Below are 21,653 nucleotides of genomic sequence, written 5' to 3'. Positions count from 1 at the left end.
ATTAATTCTCCTCTCCGCGCTGTTGTGCTTCTTCAGCGGCAGCCTGCTCAGCTGCGGCTCCGTAAAGACGTGCTTTCGGCTGTGACTTGGTGATAGTGACATCACTGTAGTCAATCCGTGGGGCAGCATCTTTCTGGTAGAATGCCAGTGAGTGCTTGAGGTAGTTCACATCGTCACGCTCGGTACAGCCTTTATCGAGACGCTGGTGAGCGCCGCGGGATTCTTTCCGCAGAATAGCTGAGTGAACCATCGCTTCCGCAACTTCCAGACTGTGACCGATTTCAATGGCATACAGCAGGTCGGTATTGAATACTTTGCCTTTATCTTTGATGCTGATTTTCTTATAGCGTTCTTTCAGCTCAGCCAGTGTATCAATGGTTTGCTGCATCAGATCTTCCTGACGGTAGATACCGCAACCGGCTTCCATCGCATTGCCCATATCGGTCCGGATGTCCGCCCAGTTTTCATCTCCTTCCTGATTCAGCAGGGATTGAATGCGTTCTTCAACGGCTTTCACCTGAGAGTCGATTGCTGCATCGTTCCAGCCTTTGAAGTCTTCAACGCGTTTCACGGCCTGTTCGCCGGCAACCCGTCCGAATACCACCAGTTCTGCCAGTGAGTTGGAACCGAGGCGGTTGGCCCCGTGCAGACCAACGGAAGAGCATTCACCGACGGCAAACAGACCTTGAATCCGGGTTTCACACTGCGCATTGGTTTCGATACCACCCATGGTGTAGTGAACCGTTGGACGGATTGGGATTGGCTCTTTGACCGGATCGACGTTGACATAGGCTTTGGCCAGCTCACAGATAAACGGCAGACGTTCATGCAGATATTCAGCACCCAGATGGCGCAGATCCAGATGAACGACATCACCCAACGGATGTTTGATGGTGTTGCCTTTCTGCTGCTCGTGCCAGAATGCCTGAGAGACTTTATCGCGCGGACCAAGCTCCATATATTTGTTCTTCGGCTGACCGACCGGTGTTTCCGGTCCCATACCGTAGTCCTGAAGATAACGGTAGCCGTTTTTATTGACGATAATACCGCCTTCACCACGACAGCCTTCGGTCATCAGAATACCGGTGCCGGGCAGGCCGGTCGGGTGATACTGAACAAACTCCATATCCCGGAGCGGAACACCATGGCGATAAGCCATACCCATACCGTCTCCGGTCACAATGCCACCGTTGGTATTACATTGGTAAACCCGGCCAGCGCCACCGGTCGCCAGAACGACGGATTTTGCTTTAATAGTGACCAGTTCACCTTCAGACATGTGAATGGCAATCAGTCCCTGGACGACGCCGTCATCGACCAGCAAATCAACGACGAAATACTCATCAAAACGTTTGATCTGCGGATACTTTATCGACGTCTGGAAGAGGGTATGCAGCATGTGAAAACCGGTTTTGTCTGCAGCAAACCAGGTTCTTTCAACTTTCATACCGCCGAAACGACGGACGTTAACTTCACCGTTTTCTTTCCGGCTCCAGGGGCAGCCCCATTGCTCCATCTGGATCATTTCCCGGGTTGAATTTTCGACAAAGTACTCTACAACATCCTGTTCACAAAGCCAGTCCCCACCACCGACAGTGTCGTTGAAGTGGTTATCTAAGCTATCCTCATCCTTGATAACTGCTGCGGAGCCTCCTTCTGCGGCAACCGTATGTGAGCGCATAGGATATACTTTAGAGATCAGAGCGACCTGTAAATCAGGATTTGCTTCTGCTGCAGCAATCGCAGTACGTAAACCGGCACCACCAGCGCCGATGACCGCGATATCTGTGGTAAGTGTTTGCACAGTTATCCTCCAGTGAGTGATGTGCGGGAATTCCCGCTTATTATCTAAAAAGCTTAATGCTTTTAGGTTTGTTTCAGTCTAATTGAAGTCATATGCTGAAAAAATTGATTTCGTTAGGTTTTTAATCGAATATCATGCCCTGTTATGGAGATAATTATTCCATGTGTGATTGCTTTCACGTTTTAAAATTGATGTCACATATAATGGGCATTTTATTTTGTAAGAGGTCAAATTATTCATGCCAAGTCACCTTGCCTGGAAACCCACGATTTCAATGTTCCATCTACGTGAACGTGCCCGTTTGATTGCTTCCGTCCGACACTTTCTGACCGAAAGAGATGTTCTGGAAGTTGAAACGCCTTCTATGAGCCAGGCGACAGTGACGGATATTCACTTACAGACGTTTAAAAGTCAGTTTTTCGGACCTGATTTTGCCTCCGGCTGCTCTGTATATCTGATGACCAGTCCTGAATTTCATATGAAGCGATTGCTTGCCGCAGGTTCCGGTTCCATCTTTCAACTCTGTAAAGCATTCCGCAATGAAGAGAGTGGTCGTTATCACAATCCCGAGTTCACCCTGCTGGAATGGTACAGAATCGGTTTTGATCATCACCAACTGATGGACGAAATGGATGATTTACTTCAGTTGGTGCTGTCATGCCCGCCTGCTCAGCGAATGACTTATCAGCAGGCTTTTTTACACAGTATAGGTGTATGTCCGCTTTCTTGTGACATGGATGAGCTACGGGCAGCCGCACAGCGATTCGGCTTTGCCGATATTGCAGCACAGGAACAGGATCGGGATACCCTGTTGCAGCTATTGTTCAGCATGGTCGTTGAGCCAGATATCGGTCAGACTGCACCGGCATTTGTCTACAACTTTCCGGCGAGTCAGGCCGCGCTAGCAAGAGTCAGTGCTGACGATGAGCGTGTTGCCGAGCGATTTGAGGTGTATTTCAAAGGAATAGAGCTGGCGAATGGCTTCCATGAGCTGGATGATCCGACCGAGCAACTGCGCCGCTTTGAAGCGGATAATGTCAAAAGGTCAGAGATGGGGCTGGAACCTCAGCCGATTGATTACCATCTGATTCAGGCACTTCAGGCTGGTTTGCCTCATTGTGCCGGTGTTGCTCTGGGGATTGACCGGCTGGTGATGCTGGCATTAAAGCAAACTCATATTCAGGATGTGATTACATTTCCTTTTCCGAATGCGTAAGTGTTTGTGGCAGTGCTGGTGTGATTTGGGCAGTCATATGGTGAAAATATGTTGCTTATTGAGCAAAAACACATGACGAATATTCACCGGCCCTTCGGTTTATGATGTGAATCACTCGCGTCTTCGGAATAACCTCGTTATACTCCCTCTCTGTTTTTGAACTGCAATACAAGAGTACAGGACATGCAGGAATATATTGAATTTTTCCAGCAGAATATGATTCTTTCGCTGGCTTGGGTAGGTATCTTAGGTGCACTTATCCTGAATATTTTTAAATCATCCACGGCTAAATACCAGAGTATCTCGGTCAATGAGTTAACTTATCTGGTCAATAAAGAAAACGGTATTGTGCTTGATATTCGCTCTAAAGATGAGTTCAGACAGGGGCACATTACGGATTCTGTGAACTTGCTACCTTCTGAAATTAAATCCGGATCTTATGGTTCCCTTGAAAATCAGAAATCCACCCCCATCATTGTCGTATGTAAATCAGGACAAACAGCACAGGAGAGTGCCAATTTGTTGGCCAAAGCTGGTTTTGAAAAGGTCAGTCTATTGAAAAATGGTCTTGTTGCCTGGAATGAAGCCAATCTTCCTCTTGTTCGTGGAAAAAAATAGTATAAGCCCCAAAGAACGTATGTTTTTAGCGGGCTGGAACCAATAAGGAAAATATCATGTCTGAAGCAGCGCAACAGCAAGAACCTCAGCAGAACTTTGCAATTCAGCGTATCTATTTGAAAGATGTCTCTTTTGAAGCTCCCAGTTCTCCGGTTATTTTTCAGAAAGACTGGAATCCTAATGTAAATCTGGATCTGGATACTCAAAACCGGGAGTTGGGTGACGGTATCTATGAAGTGATTTTACGGTTAACCGTTACCGTAAAAAATGAAGATGAAACTGCATTTTTGTGTGAAGTTCAGCAAGCAGGTATCTTCTCGGCGGAGAAAATGGAAGCTGGTCAACTGGCTCACTGTTTAGGTGCATTCTGCCCGAATATTCTTTTCCCTTATGCTCGTGAAACGATTTCTAGCCTGGTTGTAAAAGGAACATTCCCACAACTGAATCTGGCTCCTGTTAACTTTGATGCGCTGTTTATGAATTATCTTCAGCAGCAGGCATCTCAGGAAGCTCAGGAAGAAAGTGCATCATAAGCATACTGGCTGACAGTTAACGGTATTTGTGAAAATATCAGAATAAAAATGCACACGACATCAGCGAGCAATGATGTTATGTGCATTTTTTGTATCTCTTGTATAACATAGACATCAATAGTGCATGTTGAACTGAATGGACAAAGTATTGTGAATTCTCATACCGATTTGATTACCGGGAACTCGATTGCGATGACGGTCATCGGGGCGGGTTCTTACGGAACATCTCTTGCGATATCTCTGGCTCGTAATGGTGCACATATATTACTGTGGGGCCATGATCCCGAACACATGCAGCGTCTGGAATCTGATCGGGAGAACCGGGAGTTCTTACCGGACATTCCTTTCCCTGAAACATTGATTATGACTGCGGATTTAAAAGCCGCAGTTCAGGCTTCCCGTGATTTACTGATTGTTGTTCCCAGCCATGTGTTTGGTGAAGTTTTACAGCGTATCCAGCCTTATCTCAGATCCGATAGCCGTATCTGTTGGGCAACCAAAGGTCTGGAGCCGGAAACCGGACGTCTGCTACAGGATGTTGCTCATGATATTGTCGGTGATCAGCATGCTTTAGCTGTGATATCCGGACCGACATTTGCGAAAGAACTTGCTATGGGAATGCCGACGGCGATTTCGGTTGCATCTGCCGATAGTCAGTTTGTCGCTGATTTACAGGACAAGATTCACTGTAGTAAGACATTCCGGGTTTATGCGAATTCTGATTTTATCGGTTTACAGTTGGGTGGTGCCGTGAAAAACGTCATTGCTATTGGTGCCGGAATTTCAGATGGTATGGGTTTTGGTGCGAATGCCAGAACAGCATTAATTACCCGGGGACTGGCGGAGATGAGCCGCTTGGGTGTCACGCTGGGTGCTGCTCCTGAAACTTTTATGGGAATGGCAGGTTTAGGGGATTTAGTGTTAACCTGCACAGATAACCAGTCGAGAAACCGGCGTTTTGGTCTGGCGCTCGGGCAGGGAAAAGCCGTTGATGTTGCTCAGAATGAGATTGGTCAGGTTGTTGAAGGGTACAGAAATACCAAGGAAGTCTGGTTACTGGCCAATCGTATGGGTGTTGAGATGCCGATTGTCGATCAGATATACCAAGTACTTTATCAGGATAAAGATGCCCGGATTGCAGCAAAAGATTTATTAGCCAGAGATAAGAAGGCCGAGCATTAATCAGAGCAGGCAGACGTTCTGATATAGAATGAACATGGAACAGAGAGCTCAAATCATGAAGCAATGTGCAAAACATAACGTTGTGTGGCAAACCATCGTCCGGGAAGCCCGGGAGCTGACAGAGCAGGAACCGATGCTAGCCAGTTTCTATCATGCGACCATTATTAAGCATGATAGTCTCTCTGCTGCGCTGAGCTATATCCTTGCGAATAAGCTGCACACCGTTTCTATGCCGGCAATGGCAGTCAGAGAAGTTGTTGAAGAAGCATTTCAGTCTGACCCCGGCATTACCGAATCGGCTGCCTGTGATATTTGTGCAACGGTTACCCGTGACCCGGCAGTTGATAAATATTCTATCCCATTGTTGTACCTGAAAGGTTTCCACGCATTGCAGGGCTACCGGGTAGCAAACTGGTTATGGAAGCAGGGCCGGACAACACTTGCCAGTTATTTACAGAATCAGATTTCAGTGACCTGTCAGGTTGATATCCATCCCGCAGCCCGGATTGGGCGGGCAATCATGCTGGACCATGCCACCGGAATCGTCGTGGGTGAAACCGCAGTCATTGAAAATGATGTCTCCATTTTGCAGGATGTTACTCTGGGCGGAACCGGGAAAGAGTGCGGCGATCGTCATCCGAAAATTCGTGAAGGAGTGATGATTGGCGCCGGCGCTAAAGTTTTAGGAAACATTGAGATTGGAGAAGGGGCTAAAATTGGCTCAGGCTCGGTTGTTTTGCAAGCTGTTCCGCCTCATACCACGGTTGCCGGTGTACCGGCTAAAATTGTCGGACGTCCGCAAAGTGATAAACCTTCTCTGGATATGGACCAACAGTTTAACGGCCATTCACAGATGTTTGTCGGCGGTGACGGTATTTAGACGAATACTGTTCTGCTGAATCTGACGTAGAAACCAACAAGGGATGCCATTGGCATCCCTTGTCACTGTCAATTAAACGATATCGTTTAATGTTTCCAGTGTTTCTTCTGCCCAGTCAAGCCATGCCTGACGAGCCAGAAGGTTACGGCGAAGTGTTAAACGTTCCAGTTTCTGTTGCTTATCTAAAGAGGCCGGATTTGCATAATAAGCAGCTTCGACTTCCTGATAATGCGCAACAAACTTTTTCGACTCCTCAATTAGCTCAACCAGTTGATCACGGTAAGGTTTCGCTGCCTGAACAGAACAAGCCATCAGTTTTGCACTGAATTCATCACGAACAGTTGGATGGGCTGTTGGTTGGTCAAACCATTCACTCAGAGCCTGGCGTCCCGAATCCGTAATCGAATAGACTTTACGGTCTGGTTTGCCTTCCTGAGGTTCCAGCACACAGGTCACAAGACCTTGCTGCCCCATTTTATTCAATTCGCGATAAACTTGTTGGTGACTTGCTTTCCAAAAGTAACCGATGCTTGAAGAGAACTCTTTTGTAATATCGTATCCCGTAGCGTCGCGTGTACTTAAAACAGTAAGAATAACGTGTGGTAATGACATGTCTTCAATCCAAATGGTTAATAAACACAATGGGTCTGGATATTGCCGAGCTTTCTTTGGCTCAATCTTAAAATCATCCAAACACTACCGGCCTAAAAATAGTTGCCGGATATGTCACCTTAAAAGCCGTTCATCACCTAAGTGTTATTATAGTAAGTTAATGCAACTTACTGACTGCAACTTCGTTATTTTGTGAGAATGTTGCAGCGGTTGAGTAGTATATCTAAATAATAAGCAAGGAGTAGAATAAAGGTGTGGAAAAATGCAAAAAACTGATAAAATTCTCAATTAACAAATTTGTCAGAATAAAAGGCCGCAACATTGCGACCTTTTGATTCTATTTTAGATTAATATTCTGCCGCTTTAACCGGTATTACGCATACCTGCTGCTATTCCCGCAATTGTCACCATTAATGCCTCTTCAAGCTCTGCCGGTGATTCTTCATATTGACGAGTCCGGTACAGTAATTCGGCCTGTAGCATATTTAGTGGTTCCACATAAATGTTTCTCAGACGGATGGATTCCTGTCCCCACGGATCGCTTTGCATCAGGTTTTCGTTGTTCTCCACATTCAGTACGGTCTGAATGTCCTGCTGGAGTTGGCTCCGCAATTTCTGTCCCAGTTTTCTCAACGGTTCATCAACAAGCCGTTCATCATAATACTGGGCAATTTCCAGATTACATTTTGAATACACCATTTCCAGCATACCCAGACGAGTAGAGAAGAACGGCCATTCACGACACATCTCTTCCAGCAGAGCCTGATGACCTTTATCGATAGAATACTGGATGGCTTCTCCGGCTCCGAGCCAGGCCGGAAGAACAAGACGGTTCTGACTCCATGAGAAAATCCATGGGATTGCCCGTAAACTTTCCACTCCGCCATTCGGGTTGCGTTTTGCCGGACGGGAACCCAGAGGAAGTTTACCCAGTTCCAGCTCCGGAGTTGCCTGACGGAAATAAGGCACGAAATCGGGTTCGCCCCGGACAACTTTACGGTAAGCTTCACATGATACTTCTGATAAGACTTCCATCAAATCCCGCCATTCCTGCTTTGGCTCCGGTGGTGGCAGCAGATTTGCCTCCAGGATTGCACTGGCGTAAAGGTTGAAGCTATTGATAGCGACCTCAGGCAGACCAAGCTTGAAGCGAATCATTTCGCCTTGTTCGGTAACCCGCAGTCCGCCTTTCAGACTTTTCGGGGGTTGCGATAGCAACGCAGCATGTGCCGGAGCACCGCCGCGTCCTAATGTTCCGCCACGACCGTGGAACAACGTGAGCTCAAATCCTTCGTCTTCGCTCACCTGAACCAATGATTCCATCGCACTATACTGTGCCCAGCCAGCCGCCATAACACCGGCATCTTTTGCCGAATCTGAGTAGCCGATCATGATCATCTGATGATTCTGGATAAAGCCGCGATAGATATCGATTCCCATTAACTGGCGCATCACCGACTCGGAGCGGTTCAGGTCGTCCAGTGTTTCGAATAACGGGCAGACATCCATGCGGTAAGGGCATCCTGCTTCCTGAAGCAGTAAGTGAACCGCCAGTACATCAGAAGCTGTTCTGGCCATAGAAATGACATAAGCGCCAAATGCATCTTTCGGGTTGGCAGCAATAATCCGGCAAGTATCCAGTACTTCCTGAACTGCTTCCGAAGGTGCCCAGTCGCGTGGAATCAACGGACGTTTAGAGCTTAACTCATTAGTCAGAAATGCGATTTTATCCTGTTCGCTCCACTGGTCGTAGTCTCCCAGTCCCAGATAACGGGTCAGCTCAGACAAAACATCGGAATGGCGGGTACTTTCCTGACGGATATCCAGACGAACCAGATGGACACCAAAAGCTTTGATACGGCGCAGTGTATCAAGCAGTGAACCATCAGCGATTGAGCCCATGCCACATTCATGCAGTGACTGATAGCAGGCATAAAGTGGTTCCCAAAGCTGACTGATATCTTTCAGCGGGGCTTTCACTAAGAGTTGCTGGCCCTGGATTTTCTCACCGAGAATATCGATGGTTTCAGTCAGTAACTGGCGAATATCTTTCAGAATTGCACGATAGGGTTCGTGCTCATCTTCACCGGCAAGGCTACGAACCTGCTCATTACATTTCGTCATGGACAGTTCGCTGATGAGTTCATTGATATCACGCAGATATAAATCGGCTGCTTTCCAGCGGGAAAGCAATAGTACTTCACGAGTGATTTTGTGAGTGACAAATGGGTTTCCGTCCCGGTCGCCGCCCATCCAGGAAGAGAAGTGCACCGGACGGGCATCGATCGGCAGTCCTTCACCCAGATAGTTTTTCAGACGCTCGTCGAAATCACGCAGAAATTCAGGAACGGCTTCCCAGAGTGAATTTTCAACAACAGCAAAGCCCCACTTTGCTTCATCCATCGGAGTTGGACGTTGTTTACGAATGACATCTGAGTGCCAGAACTGAGCGATCAGCTGTTCAAGACGGCGTTCTGCTTTGTGTCTTTCTTTAGGAGCCAGCTCGCTGAGTTCCAGGCTGGACAGACACTGATTGATTTTCACCAGTTTGTTGATCATTGTCCGACGGGTAATTTCTGTCGGGTGGGCTGTCAGAACCAGTTCGATATTTAAATCACGAATTGCCTGAGCGGTATCGAGACGGCTGACTTTGTTTTGTGTGAGTTTGTCAAACAGCTCATTAATTGCATCAGGGGTACAAATATGCGCATCACAATGACGAGAGATCGTGTGATACTGCTCGGCAATGTTGGTTAAGTTAAGAAACTGGTTAAAAGCTCTGGCTACCGGAGTAATCTGATCATCGGAGAGATTTTTGATCTCCTCGACGAGAGCATCCCGATCCGACTGATTGCCGTCTTTAAGGGATTTAGATAGTTTCCGAATCGTTTCTACCTTCTCTAAAATAACGCTGCCATCTGCATCGAGGATTGTCTTACCGAGCAATCTTCCGAGCATGCTTACGTTACTCTTGAGCGCTGCATATTTTTCGTTCATTGTCGTCCTGCCTTGAAAAAAAACTACATCCAATGTTTTTGTTAGATTTGGCTATGTCACGGATTTTATCCGGTTAAGCCTGATATAGATTAACAATATTCTGTTTGTTGTCTATACGAATAGATTAAATAATAACTGGAATTTTAGAGTGATTTTATGAAAGTTTCTTTCAGAATGGCTTGCGTAGTCAATCCTGTCCCAAGCCATTCATGTGCTTCAAAGTTATATAAAACAGTATTTATAAATGGCTTTGGTGAGTAGATCAATGGTTGGATCGATATACTCGAAAGCGAGAAACTCATCCGGCTGATGCGCCTGATCAATTGAGCCTGGCCCCATAACCAGTGTCGGACAGAGCTGCTGCAGGTAAGGTGCTTCTGTACAATAATTGACAGTTTCTGCTTCGCGCCCGCTGAGCTGGTGAATCTGTTCGACAAACGGATGATCTTTTTGGCACTCATATCCCGGAACGGAATCATGTAATGGCTTCATTTCAATACGCCCCGGCCATTTGGCTTCCAGTTCCTGAAGCGACTCCCGCAACAGTTGATCCAGACCTTCGAGGCTCATGCCCGGGAGCGGCCTTACATCATAGTGTAGCTCACAGCAGCCACAGATCCGGTTGGCGCTGTCTCCGCCATGAATATGTCCCAGATTGAGCGTTGGTGTCGGGACTTCAAATCCCGGATGGCGATAAGTTTTGATTAGTCGTTCACGAACCTGCATCAGGGTAAACAGAACCTCATGCATGATTTCAATTGCATTAACACCTAGTGCCGGATTGGATGAATGTCCTGATTTCCCGGTCACCCGGATTGCATTGGCAACATGGCCTTTATGGGCATAGACCGGAATGAGGCTCGTCGGCTCGCCGATAATACAGTAGTCAGGCTTAAACGGAGAGTTCTCGGTAAAGTGGCGGGCTCCGATCATGGTAGTTTCTTCATCACAGGTCGCAAGCACGTAAAGTGGTTTACTCTGTTTCTGCCAGTCGACTTTTTTGATTGCCTCTATAATGAAAGCAAAGAATCCCTTCATGTCAGCCGTTCCCAGACCGTAAAAACGCTGATTGGATTCAGTCAGAGCATGCGGATTGAAGTTCCACTGGCCTTCATCGAAAGGGACAGTATCGCTGTGGCCGGAGAGAAGCAGGCCGCCTTCACCTTCTCCTTTTTTTGCGATCAGGTTGTGTTTTCCGGGAGCAACGGTATCGATCTGAACCGTGAAACCTAATGAAGTCAGCCAGTCTGAAAGTTTGGCTATCACGGCTTCATTTCCTTCATCCCAGCTAGGTTCTGTCGAGCTGATGGAAGAGGTTGAAATGAGGTCTTGATAAACCTCCTTAAATTTAGGGAATTGCATAGAATCTTTGCTCCTGCTATTGACAGAGTTAGGCTGAGAAGGTAAAAAGCATATTAAATCATTTTTTTTGAATAAAAAACCACAAACAGACGAAAAAATGAATATTAATAATCAATTTTTCGTCTAATACTTAATCAAAAAATATAGCCAAAAAATCGGGTGCAGGGATATGTTAAAAACAACCATTATCGGAGCCAGTGGCTACACAGGTGCAGAACTTGCCCTGATGGTGCATAAACATCCAGAACTTACGCTATCAGGTTTGTATGTTTCCGCCAATAGTGTTGATGCAGGAAAGTCTATTGCTCAGTTGCACGGACAACTGGCTGGTCTCATTGACATGCCGGTTCAGCCGTTGGTTGATCCGGAGCAGGTTGCCCGGGAATCCGATGTCATCTTTCTGGCGACTGCACATGAAGTCAGTCATGACCTTGCCCCTGTTTTTTTAGCACATCAGTGCCAGGTTTTTGATTTGTCAGGCGCATACCGTGTGAACAGCCCATCATTTTATACCGATTTTTATGGTTTTGAGCATCAGCACCAGAACTATCTGGATCAGGCTGTATATGGTCTGGCGGAATGGAATGGGGAAGCGATACAGTCCAGCCAACTGATTGCTGTGGCCGGATGTTATACGACGGCTGCTCAGTTAGGAATTAAACCGCTGCTGGTTTCTGATTTGATTGACACTCAGCAGTGGCCGGTGATTAATGCAACCAGTGGTGTCTCCGGTGCCGGCAGAAAAGCAACGATGACCAATAGTTTTTGTGAAGTCAGTTTGCAGGCTTATGGCGTATTCACTCACCGGCATCAGCCTGAAATCGTAGCTCATCTGGGATGCGATGTTATTTTTACACCGCATCTGGGGAATTTTAAGCGTGGCATTCTGGCGACAATCACTATGAAGCTGAAACCGGGTGTGACAGCAACTGAAGTCACGGAAGCATTTACTCAGGCATATCACGGAAAACCGGCGGTCCGTTTATCCGGAGAGGAGCTTCCCCGTTTGCAAAATGTCGTTCATACACCGTTTTGTGATATTGGCTGGAAGGTTCAGGGTGAGCACGTTATCGTTGTTTCGGCAATCGATAATTTACTGAAAGGCGCTTCCAGTCAGGCCATGCAGTGCCTGAATATTCATTATGGCTACCCAGAGCTGACCGCTTTAATCTAAGACATTTTTGAGGCATATAATGGAACAGTCTTCTCATCCGGTTGTGATTAAACTTGGCGGTGCGGTACTCAGCAGTACTGAAACACTGGCAACGCTTTTTCAGACAATTGCGCAGTATCAGTCGAGTCGTCCGATTGCGATTGTTCATGGTGGCGGATACCTTGTAGATGAACTGATGAGCAAACTTCAGTTTGATACCGTCAAGAAGCATGGTCTTCGGGTGACACCTTATGATCAGATTCCTTTCATTGCCGGAGCTCTGGCGGGCACAGCAAATAAGCTGTTGCAAGGAGAAGGGATCAAAAACGGTTTGAAAGCGGTCGGACTATGTTTAGGGGATGCCGGTCTCTGTCATGTTGAAGAGCTGGATCCTGAGCTGGGGGCTGTCGGCCGCCCGTCAGCAGGAGATCCGACTGTAGTGAATGCGATTATGCAGGCTGGTGGTCTTCCGATCATCAGTTCCATTGGTCTGACCGATGACGGACAGATGATGAATGTGAATGCGGATGATGCCGCAGTGGCTGTCGCTAAGACACTGAATGCTGAGTTAGTACTGCTTTCCGATGTCAGTGGTGTTCTGGATGAGAACAAGCAGTTGATTCCTGAACTGAACGAAGAAAAGGCAAATCAACTGATTGCTGATGGCGTGATTACCGATGGCATGATTGTTAAAGTCAAAGCAGCGCTGGAAGCGGCAGATGATTTAGGTCGGGCAATCATTGTGGCTGGCTGGAGAACGCCGGAACTTCTGGCTCATGTATTTGCCGGGGATGAACACAGTATCGGAACAGGTTTTTATCCCACAACAAAATAGTTTCATTTAACAGACTGTTTTGTTTCAATAGATTTTTTGCTTAAGTAGAGAAAATTCTTGGCGCTGACCGCAGAGCCGGGACATTGGAGAATAGAAAATGAGTAAGGTTCAAGTAAACAAAGTTGTTGTTGCATACTCTGGCGGTCTGGATACGTCAGTGATTATTCCATGGTTGAAAGAAAACTATGGCTGTGAAGTTGTCGCATTTGTTGCCGATGTTGGTCAGGGCGCAGATGAACTGGTTGGTATTGAAGAGAAAGCAATTGCTTCCGGTGCTTCTGAATGCCACGTGGTTGATCTGAAAGACGAATTTGTTGCCGACTATATTTACCCAAGCCTGAAAACCGGTGCTTACTATGAAGGGAAGTACCTGCTGGGTACATCAATGGCCCGTCCGGTGATTGCCAAAGCACAGGTTGAAGTTGCCCGTAAAGTCGGCGCTGATGCTCTGGCACACGGTTGTACCGGGAAAGGGAATGATCAGGTTCGTTTTGAAGGTGCTTTCTCTGCACTGGCTCCGGATCTGCATGTGATTGCGCCATGGCGTGAATGGGATCTGGAAAGCCGTGAAGAGTGTCTGGATTATCTGGCCGAGCGTAACATTCCTTGTGCTGCATCCCTGACAAAAATCTATTCTCGTGACGCAAATGCATGGCATATCTCTACTGAAGGCGGTGTACTGGAAAGTACCTGGAATGCTCCGAATGATGATTGCTGGGCATGGACCGTTGATCCGAAGAAAGCACCTGATGAAGCTGAAACCGTTACGCTGAAGATTGAAAACGGCGAAGTTGTAGCGGTTGATGGTCAGGCGATGTCTCCTTATGAAGTTCTGATTTGCCTGAACGAGAAAGGGGTGAAACATGGTGTTGGCCGGATCGATATCGTCGAAAACCGTCTGGTTGGTATGAAATCCCGCGGTTGTTATGAAACTCCGGGAGGCACCATTATGATGGAAGCTCTGCGTGCTGTAGAGCAACTGGTTCTGGACAAAACTGCGTTTGAATTCCGTGAAGAGATCGGTATCAAAGCATCACATCTGATTTATGATGGCCGCTGGTTTACTCCATTGCGTGAGTCGGTCTTTGCTGCCGCAGAATCTCTGGCAAAAGATGTGAACGGCGAAGTGGTGATCGAGCTTTACAAAGGTCACGCAACCGCGATTCAGAAACGTTCTCCGAACAGTCTGTATTCAGAAGAGTTTGCAACGTTTGGTGCTGATGATGTTTATGATCAGAGCCATGCTGGCGGCTTTATCCGTCTATACTCTCTGTCAAGTCGCATCAGATCGTTGAATAAAGCGAATCAAAAATAACTAGCAACGTTGGCGTGCAATAAAGATGAGGATCCGGGCTTTGGTCCGGATCCCTTTTCTCTTTGATAAAGATGTAAATGGCAGGAGAGATACAATGGCATTATGGGGTGGTCGGTTTACTCAGGCAGCAGATACAAGATTTAAAGACTTTAACGATTCTCTTCGTTTTGACTACCGTCTGGCCGAACAGGATATCGTTGGGTCGATTGCCTGGTCGAAAGCATTGCTATCGGTCAATGTTCTGACAAAAGAAGAACAGCAGAATCTGGAAGCGGCACTGAACGAACTTAAAGAATCAGTGGTTGCTGATCCGGAACAGATCTTAAGTTCAGATGCTGAAGATATCCACTCATGGGTTGAACAGCAGTTGATCAATCGTGTTGGCGACTTGGGGAAAAAGCTGCATACCGGACGTTCGAGAAATGATCAGGTTGCGACAGATTTAAAACTCTGGTGCCGGGCTCAGGGCGAACTCCTGCTTGATGCGTTGTTGCGTTTGCAGAATAAAATGGTCGATGTCGCACGGGAAAATCAGGCGACGGTCCTGCCGGGATATACGCATCTGCAACGTGCTCAGCCAGTCACATTTGCACACTGGTGTCTGGCTTATCTGGAAATGTTCGAGCGGGATGAATCGCGCCTGAAAGACGCTTTGCAGCGTTTGAATACCTGTCCATTAGGCTCCGGAGCTTTGGCTGGAACGGCTTATCCGATTGATCGTGAACAACTGGCTCAGTCTCTGGATTTCGGTCGTGCAACCCGGAACTCGCTGGATTCAGTTTCCGATCGGGATCATGTCATGGAGCTGATGTCTGTCGCATCGATCTCTATGCTGCATTTGTCTCGTCTGGCGGAAGATCTTATCTTCTATAACTCAGGTGAAGCCGGATTTATCGAACTGGCCGACACCGTGACGTCCGGCTCTTCTCTGATGCCACAGAAGAAAAACCCGGATGCTCTGGAGCTGATCCGGGGCAAAACCGGCCGGGTTTATGGTGCTCTGGCCGGAATGATGATGACTGTGAAAGCATTGCCTCTGGCATATAACAAAGATATGCAGGAAGACAAAGAAGGTCTGTTTGATGCGTTGGATACCTGGTATGACTGTATCGAGATGACTGCACTTTGCTTTGAAGGCATTCAAATTAATGGTGAGCGGACTCTGGAAGCGGCAAAACAAGGGTATGCGAACGCGACCGAACTGGCCGATTATCTGGTTGCTAAAGGAATTCCATTCCGTGAAGCGCACCATATTGTTGGTGTTGCAGTTGTCGGCGCTATTGCAAAAGGCTGTGCTCTGGAAGAGCTGTCGCTTGATGAATTGCGCGAATTTTCCGCAGTCATTGACGAAGATGTGTATGAAGTTCTGACGATTGAGTCGTGCCTTAAACAACGTTGTGCTCTGGGCGGAGTTTCACCGGCTCAGGTGTCTCATGCAGTTGAACAGGCACAGCAGCGTCTGGATAACAAAGACTAATATATTCTTTGCCGAAGTTGCAGTTGTATTGAGTCTTTTGTTGCTTTACGGCTGTGCTGCAAAGACGTTTTATGTGTAATGTGTTGAAAGTAAAGCGGCTTTAAAGCCAGAAAAAATGATCAAAAAAAGATCGATTTTTTTTGAACCAATTGAAAAAGGCAGGGTCTATAAAAATACCACTGCTTTTTCTTAGATGAATCTAAGAGGCCCCGAGACTGAATTTGGTCTTGGGGCTTTTTCTTTTTGGAAAAGAAACATGAGATCCCCCAGGTGACATCAAGATACCGGATTCAGTGATGCTCTTTTCTCAATGGCAGGACAATAAACTTCATCCACAGGTGAAGCCCTAGTAACAGGTGAAATGCAACACCAAAACAGAGCAGTGCAACACCCTCTACCGTTTTGGCATGATGATATCCCCAGAAAATCCACCCGCACCAGAACAAAACACAAAGAACAGTCAGTTGGCGGATACAGCGCTGACAGCGACCGATTTTTTTCCAGAACCAGCCCTGTTCACAATCTTTGCAAGCCATTAGTTTTGTTTATTGATCGATTAAAGAAGTGGAAGCGTAGGTGAGGCTGTTGGTGGAATCAAGAAAAAATTCCCTGGTTCTTTTTCTAGGGTGGAAAGAGAACCAGGGCCGGATAAATAAGCCGCTGCCAAGCGGAAGGCAGAAACTCACCGAAACAGAGTCAATGTGATGGACGGTAACACTGACTCAACTCCCGAAGCAGGGGACAGTAGATACTGAAATTCAGGCAGACTGAATTGTTTGAAGCCTCCGGATTTCCGGAGACTTAAATTTCTGTTTTATAAGTGATTAGCTGAAGTGAATATCCAGTTCTTCGCTGCCACCAATATGTTTTCCACCGATATAAATCTGAGGCACAGTTGAACGGCCGGTAATAGCACGCAGGCTCACGGTAGTTGCATCTTTACCTAACACAACTTCTTCGTATTGCAGACCACGGTCAATCAGTGTCTGTTTCGCTTTGGCACAGAATGGACAACCGGGTTTGGTAAAGACAGTGATTGATTCCTGAATCTGATATCCCGGTGAGATATATTTCAGCATGGTATCGGCATCGGAAACTTTGAACGGGTCGCCCGGTTCATTGGGTTCAATGAACATTTCTTCAACAATGCCATTTTTCACCAGCATGCTGTAACGCCATGAGCGTTGACCAAAACCCAGATCATTTTTATCAACCAGCATTCCCATACCTGCGGTAAATTCACCATTACCGTCCGGGATGAAAGTAATATTTTCTGCTTCTTGATCGTTTTTCCATGCATTCATGACGAACGTATCGTTGACGGATACACACAGGATGTCATCGACACCATGTTCCTGAAAGACTGGGAACAGCTCATTGTAGCGGGGCAAATGGCTTGATGAACATGTGGGGGTAAATGCACCGGGAAGACTAAACACGATAACCGTTTTATCTTTGAATAATTCGTCGGTCGTGACATTAACCCACTGATCTCCCTGACGTGTCGGGAAGGTGACTTGTGGAACCTGCTGGCCTTTTTTTGATGCAAACATAATGTGTGTCCTTTTCTTTTTCGGGAGTTATAGTCAAGTGTCAGGCACTTGTTTTGTTTTGATGAGTCTATTATTCAAAAAAATCTTTGATAGTTCTAATCGTTTAATGCTATGGTTTTGATAGATGTACTCTATTAGGAAATGTAATGAATATCCGTGATTTTGAATATTTGGTATCTCTGGCGGAACACCGGCATTTTCGTAAAGCTGCCGAAGCGTGCTTTGTCAGTCAGCCGACATTGAGTGGGCAAATCCGTAAGCTGGAAGATGAACTGGGAACAGTGTTACTGGAACGAAGCAGTCGGCGGGTATTATTTACAGATGCCGGATTGCAGTTAGTCGAACAGGCAAAACATATCCTGAAAGAGATCAAAACATTCAAAGATATGGCAAGCGGACAGGGAGAAGATATGAGTGGTCCCATGCATATCGGTTTTATTCCGACTGTCGGTCCTTATCTGTTGCCACGTATTGTTCCTGCACTGAAAACCCATTTCCCCGATCTGGAACTGTATCTGCATGAAGCACAGACCAGTCAATTGGTCCGTCAGCTGGAAGAGGGCAAACTGGATTGTCTGGTTCTGGCATCCGTAGAGGAAACCAAGCCATTTAAAGAAATAGAAATCTACAATGAGCCGATGAGCCTTGCTGTACCTGCTGATCATCCATGGGCTAAAAATGAGCAACTGGATATGTCTAAGCTCAAGGGAAAAACAGTGCTGATGCTGGGAGACGGTCACTGCTTACGGGATCAGGCGCTGGGTTTCTGTTTCGCCGCTGGAGCCAAAGATGATGAACGCTTTAAGGCAACCAGTCTGGAAACATTACGCAATATGGTTGCTGCTGGTGCGGGGATAACATTACTGCCTGAACTCTCTTTACCCGATTGCCGGGAAAAAGATGGTGTCTGCTATCTGAAAGCGGTGAATCCGGTCCCAAGCCGGACTCTTGCTCTTGTTTACCGGCCGGGTTCACCGCTCAGACAGCGGTTTGAGCAACTGGCGACAGTGATTCGCCAACGGTTAGATTCGCTGGACTAGATCGACTGGGAGTCTGCTGAACGACAGGCTCTTTGCGTCATTGAAGCTAAATATAAAGATTGAAGCTAAATATAAAGTATGAAAAAAGCGGAGTTGTTATCTCCGCTTTTCTTTGTGAACAGAACATGCTGACTTGAATCAGAACAGCTCTTCGCCACCGTTGGGTGAAGTATACAGACTATTAGTCACCGTATCCTGGACATACTCTTTCGGTTCCGTTCCCTGAATAAAGTATTCGAACATCGCACTGCCGTCTGTTTTGGTGGTCAGCAGCCCGGAATCCCGATCAATCCTTGCCTGAACAATATGTTCAGGGATCACTTTATCATGTTGCGGAACATCGTTCAGCGCATGACTCATAAAGTCGATCCAGGCTGGCTGAGCCGTTTTCGCACCTGATTCCCCGCCGCTAATCGGTACATCGTCCAGATTCGGATTATTGGTTGTACGACCTAAATCCCGGTTATGATCATCAAATCCAACCCAGGCCGTTGCAACAATTCCCGGAGCAAAGCCGTTGTACCAGGCATCTTTCGAATCGTTGGTTGTACCGGTTTTACCGCCGATATCCCGGCGTTTGAGTTTCTGTGCCCGCCATCCGGTGCCATTCCATCCGGTACCTTCACGCCAGTTTCCTCCACCCCAGATGTTGCTATACATCATTTCCCTGACCAGAAACGCATTCTGTTCCGAAATAACCTGTGGAGCATACTGCTCTGTTGCGGGATGTTCATTGAAATCATTTTCGTTAAACCGATGTCCGTCAGTACCTTCACTAAGCGTGTTTCCATTCATTCTCTGGTCATCCACAGCCTGTTCTGAAGCATTTGACTGAGTAGTGTCTGATGGACCATTAGCGGCGTATTCGCTGGTGTCGCTATCCGGGGTGTTGAGAGCACTGCTGTTCTGTCCGGCACACTGAGAGTGGCAGACAATTTTCGGCTCAGCCTGAAATTCCAGACTGCCGAAAGGATCTTCGACCCGATCGATGTAATACGCATCGACACTATAACCGCCGTTAGCGAATACCGAATATCCCTGTACCAGTTTCAACGGGCTCAGACTGCCAGCTCCAAGAGCAATGGTTTCCGAATGAGGCAGGTTATCCGGATCAAAACCGAACCGGGTCAGATAGTGTCTGACCCTTTCCAGACCAACTTCTCTGAGAACCCGGATTGCCATGACGTTTTTCGATTGTGCCAGACCGATTCGCAAACGTGTCGGCCCTCCATAAGTCGGTGGCGAGTTTTTCGGACGCCATGCCGTGCCCTGACTCTGATCCCATTTGTTGATAGGGGCATCATTGACCAGCGACGCCAGAGTCATGCCATCATCAATGGCCGATGAATAGATAAATGGTTTAATACCGGAACCAACCTGACGAATCGATTGGGTCACCCGGTTGAATTTGTTATGGATAAAGTTAAAACCACCAACCATAGCCAGAACTGCACCATTTTCGGGATTCATCGCAACAAAAGCTGTGTTAGCGTTCGGAACCTGACTGAGGTGCCAGATAGGTTGCTCCTGACCTTCCTGAGTCAGTTGTCTGACCCATATCTGTTCTCCGGCGGCCATAATCTCATGTGCATTTGTCGGAGCGTCTCCCTGGCGGTCATCGGTGATAAATCTGCGGGCCCACTTCATACCATCCCAGGAAATAATCTGTATCCCCTGATCTTTGACCCATACGGTGGCTGACTGCTGGGTAACATCCATGACAATCGCCGGATACATTTCACCATAGATCGGCTGTTCCTTCAGGTATTCAGCCATTTCGTCCTGAGTGAAATCTGGCTGGCCTTCTTTCCATAAAACTTTTTCTGCTCCCCGGTAGCCATGACGCTCATCATAGGCGATCAGGTTGTTAATCGCGGCCTCATTGGCGGCTTCTTGCAGGTCGGATCGAATTGTTGTTGTGACCCTCATACCTGAGGTATAGGCGTCTTCTCCATAGTGATCGACCATCCAGGCCCGGGCGAGTTCTGCGACGTAGGGTGCTCTGACTTCTATCTCGGCAACATGGTATTTGGCTTTGAGAGGTTCAGCTCTCGCTGTATCATATTGTTCCTGAGTAATGTAGTGTTCATCCAGCATCCGCATCAGAACAACATTACGTCGCTTGATTGCCCGTGTCAGTGAATAGATTGGGTTCATGGTCGATGGTGCTTTCGGCAACCCGGCAATCATCGCCATTTCACTTAAGGTCAGGTCTTGCACGTTTTTACCAAAGTAGACTTGTGCGGCCGCACCGACACCGTAAGAACGGTAACCCAGATAAATCTTATTCAGATACAGCTCAAGAATTTCGTCTTTGGTCAGAAGCTGCTCAATATGCACGGCGATAAAAATTTCTTTTACTTTGCGCATGATTTTCTTTTCATTAGAAAGGAAAAAGTTCCGGGCAAGCTGCTGGGTGATGGTACTGGCTCCCTGAGAAGCACTGCCGGAAATCAGCACCGCAAGTGCTGCACGGGTGATTCCGATCGGGTCAAATCCGTAATGTTCATAAAAACGGCTGTCTTCTGTCGCCAGAAATGCATGAATCAACTCTGGGGGAATATCACTCAGTTTGAGTGGGATGCGGCGTTTTTCTCCAAATTGAGCAATCAGTTTTCCATCCTGGCTGAATACCTGCATTGGTGTCTGGAGCTGAACATCTCTCAGAGTTGCAACATCTGGCAATTCTGGTTTCACATAATAGTAGAATCCAAAAATTGTACTCACCCCAAGAACAATGCAAATCAATGAAAATAAAAATAATCGCTTTATGAACTTCACCGGATAATCCCTGTTTGGTCGGATTGGACGCATGCCATCCGATCTGCTTTTCGTTATTTTCTCTAAGAAACTGATCGCTTAACGCTTTATTTCAAGATAGACGCACACTGAAAATAGTCTACATGACACAAAAATATATGCAGTGAAAAGTTTATGTCGCAAACGTCCGGTCTCAGAAACGTTTGAGCTCAGAAACTTTTATTCATCTGCATGATTTCAATTTTTTATTCAGTTTTTACGTCATCCCGAAATGAGCGCTTATTGTACTACCAATCAGCAATTTGAACAGTGCTGA

Annotated in this window: 16 protein-coding genes and 1 pseudogene; 10 read left to right on the top strand and 7 right to left on the bottom strand. The window is 46.9% G+C overall.

Annotated features, from left to right (window positions below; all coding sequences use genetic code 11):
• Nucleotide 1 precedes the first annotated feature (1 nt).
• A complete protein-coding gene (gene frdA / locus OCU74_RS14745) occupies nucleotides 2–1,804 on the bottom strand; it encodes a fumarate reductase (quinol) flavoprotein subunit (RefSeq protein ID WP_261856147.1) in 1,803 nt (600 codons plus the stop codon).
• 238 nt (nucleotides 1,805–2,042) lie between these two features.
• Here frdA and epmA point away from each other — a divergent pair, with 238 nt between their 5' ends.
• The 5 genes from epmA (at nucleotide 2,043) to cysE (ending at nucleotide 6,233) form a co-directional block, all read left to right on the top strand.
• Entirely contained in the window at nucleotides 2,043–3,020 is a 978-nt protein-coding gene (gene epmA, locus OCU74_RS14740) for an elongation factor P--(R)-beta-lysine ligase (protein WP_087482241.1), read from the top strand.
• Between the two features lie 183 nt (nucleotides 3,021–3,203).
• Nucleotides 3,204–3,638, top strand: coding sequence for a rhodanese-like domain-containing protein (locus OCU74_RS14735; RefSeq protein WP_087482242.1), 435 nt, complete (start codon nucleotides 3,204–3,206; stop codon nucleotides 3,636–3,638).
• A gap of 56 nt (nucleotides 3,639–3,694) precedes the next feature.
• On the top strand, nucleotides 3,695–4,171 hold the full coding sequence (gene secB / locus OCU74_RS14730) for a protein-export chaperone SecB (RefSeq protein WP_087482243.1): 477 nt from the start codon (nucleotides 3,695–3,697) through the stop codon (nucleotides 4,169–4,171).
• Between the two features lie 192 nt (nucleotides 4,172–4,363).
• Nucleotides 4,364–5,353, top strand: coding sequence for an NAD(P)H-dependent glycerol-3-phosphate dehydrogenase (gene gpsA / locus OCU74_RS14725; protein WP_087482412.1), 990 nt, complete (start codon nucleotides 4,364–4,366; stop codon nucleotides 5,351–5,353).
• A 55-nt stretch (nucleotides 5,354–5,408) separates the two neighbouring features.
• Entirely contained in the window at nucleotides 5,409–6,233 is an 825-nt protein-coding gene (gene cysE, locus OCU74_RS14720; RefSeq protein ID WP_087482413.1) for a serine O-acetyltransferase, read from the top strand.
• 72 nt (nucleotides 6,234–6,305) lie between these two features.
• On the opposite strand, the gene OCU74_RS14715 is transcribed toward cysE, so the two are convergent.
• The 3 genes from OCU74_RS14715 to argE form a co-directional block, all read right to left on the bottom strand.
• Nucleotides 6,306–6,845, bottom strand: coding sequence for a PadR family transcriptional regulator (locus tag OCU74_RS14715; RefSeq protein ID WP_087482244.1), 540 nt, complete (start codon nucleotides 6,843–6,845; stop codon nucleotides 6,306–6,308).
• A 363-nt stretch (nucleotides 6,846–7,208) separates the two neighbouring features.
• Nucleotides 7,209–9,842 (bottom strand): phosphoenolpyruvate carboxylase, encoded by a 2,634-nt coding sequence (ppc, locus tag OCU74_RS14710; protein ID WP_087482245.1) that lies wholly within the window; start codon nucleotides 9,840–9,842, stop codon nucleotides 7,209–7,211.
• Between the two features lie 222 nt (nucleotides 9,843–10,064).
• Nucleotides 10,065–11,204, bottom strand: coding sequence for an acetylornithine deacetylase (argE, locus tag OCU74_RS14705; RefSeq protein ID WP_087482246.1), 1,140 nt, complete (start codon nucleotides 11,202–11,204; stop codon nucleotides 10,065–10,067).
• A 169-nt stretch (nucleotides 11,205–11,373) separates the two neighbouring features.
• Between argE and argC the strand changes: the two genes are divergently transcribed.
• The 4 genes and pseudogenes from argC to argH all read left to right on the top strand — a co-directional run.
• On the top strand, nucleotides 11,374–12,378 hold the full coding sequence (gene argC, locus OCU74_RS14700) for an N-acetyl-gamma-glutamyl-phosphate reductase (RefSeq protein WP_087482247.1): 1,005 nt from the start codon (nucleotides 11,374–11,376) through the stop codon (nucleotides 12,376–12,378).
• A 19-nt stretch (nucleotides 12,379–12,397) separates the two neighbouring features.
• Nucleotides 12,398–13,192, top strand: coding sequence for an acetylglutamate kinase (gene argB, locus OCU74_RS14695; RefSeq protein WP_087482248.1), 795 nt, complete (start codon nucleotides 12,398–12,400; stop codon nucleotides 13,190–13,192).
• 97 nt (nucleotides 13,193–13,289) lie between these two features.
• On the top strand, nucleotides 13,290–14,507 hold the full coding sequence (locus OCU74_RS14690) for an argininosuccinate synthase (protein ID WP_087482249.1): 1,218 nt from the start codon (nucleotides 13,290–13,292) through the stop codon (nucleotides 14,505–14,507).
• A gap of 94 nt (nucleotides 14,508–14,601) precedes the next feature.
• Nucleotides 14,602–15,981: pseudogene (argH, locus tag OCU74_RS14685) on the top strand (argininosuccinate lyase); the annotation flags it as partial.
• A gap of 293 nt (nucleotides 15,982–16,274) precedes the next feature.
• Here the strand turns inward: argH and OCU74_RS14680 are convergent.
• On the bottom strand, nucleotides 16,275–16,520 hold the full coding sequence (locus OCU74_RS14680; RefSeq protein WP_087482251.1) for a DUF3624 domain-containing protein: 246 nt from the start codon (nucleotides 16,518–16,520) through the stop codon (nucleotides 16,275–16,277).
• Nucleotides 16,521–16,808: 288 nt separating this feature from the next.
• Nucleotides 16,809–17,537 carry a glutathione peroxidase gene (locus tag OCU74_RS14675; protein ID WP_087482252.1) on the bottom strand — a complete coding sequence of 243 codons (729 nt, stop codon included), beginning with the start codon at nucleotides 17,535–17,537 and terminating at the stop codon, nucleotides 16,809–16,811.
• Between the two features lie 146 nt (nucleotides 17,538–17,683).
• Here OCU74_RS14675 and oxyR point away from each other — a divergent pair, with 146 nt between their 5' ends.
• Complete coding sequence (gene oxyR / locus OCU74_RS14670) at nucleotides 17,684–18,577, top strand: DNA-binding transcriptional regulator OxyR (RefSeq protein ID WP_087482253.1); 894 nt, start codon at nucleotides 17,684–17,686, stop codon at nucleotides 18,575–18,577.
• A 138-nt stretch (nucleotides 18,578–18,715) separates the two neighbouring features.
• On the opposite strand, the gene OCU74_RS14665 is transcribed toward oxyR, so the two are convergent.
• Nucleotides 18,716–21,358 carry a penicillin-binding protein 1A gene (locus tag OCU74_RS14665; protein ID WP_200807775.1) on the bottom strand — a complete coding sequence of 881 codons (2,643 nt, stop codon included), beginning with the start codon at nucleotides 21,356–21,358 and terminating at the stop codon, nucleotides 18,716–18,718.
• Between the last annotated feature and the right edge of the window lie 295 nt (nucleotides 21,359–21,653).

Source organism: Vibrio mangrovi (genome assembly GCF_024346955.1).
GTDB lineage: Bacteria > Pseudomonadota > Gammaproteobacteria > Enterobacterales > Vibrionaceae > Vibrio > Vibrio mangrovi.
Note: the sequence above shows the minus strand (reverse complement) of the source record. Positions and strands in the feature narration are given on the sequence as shown.